This window comes from Devosia riboflavina, assembly GCF_000743575.1.
Taxonomy (GTDB): domain Bacteria; phylum Pseudomonadota; class Alphaproteobacteria; order Rhizobiales; family Devosiaceae; genus Devosia; species Devosia riboflavina.
Genome location: NZ_JQGC01000101.1, coordinates 1 through 692 on the forward strand (window position 1 = coordinate 1; position 692 = coordinate 692).

Annotated in this window: 1 protein-coding gene; it reads left to right on the plus strand. The window is 57.4% G+C overall.

Annotated elements, in window-relative coordinates; all coding sequences use genetic code 11:
• Positions 1 to 692: MFS transporter (locus JP75_RS24890; RefSeq protein WP_035088043.1), on the plus strand; the 692-nt coding region annotated here is incomplete at both ends.

Genomic DNA, 692 nt, shown 5'->3' on the forward strand with positions numbered 1-692 from the left:
GCTCGGAAGCTGGCTCGATTTCGGCTCCATAGCCGGCTTTGTTCTCGGCGCCGGTTTCGTGGTGTTGCTACAGACCGTGTTGACCGAAGCGGATTTTCTGAGCTGGGGTTGGCGCCTGCCATTTCTCGTTGCCGCGCCGCTCGGTCTGATTGGGCTCTATCTTCGCCATGCGGCCGAGGAAACACCGGCTTTCACGCAACAACTGGAGCGTCTGGAACAGGAAGACAAGTCAGCGCTGCAAGATCGTCCGGCAGTACCGTTCGCCGAGATATTCACGAAATACCGCAAGGCGCTACTGGTCTGCATTGGCTTAGTACTGGTGACGAACATCACCTACTACATGCTCCTCACTTATATGCCCACCTACCTGTCGAGCAGCCTTGGCTACGAAGAGAGCCATGGCGTGATGATCATCATCGCAGTGATGATCGGCATGCTTTTCGTTCAACCGTTGATTGGCCTGACCAGCGATCGGATTGGTCGCCGACCCTTCATTCTGATTGGCAGCGTCGGCCTCTTCGTGGTCGCGGTGCCTGCCTTCCTGATGATCATCAGCGATCGTCCAGCGCTGATCTTTCTTGGGTTGTTGTTCCTGGCAGTGGCGCTCAATTGCATGATCGGGGTGATGGCAGCCACTTTGCCGGCGCTCTTCCCGGCCCGCATCCGCTACAGCGCTCTGGCGAGCTCATTCA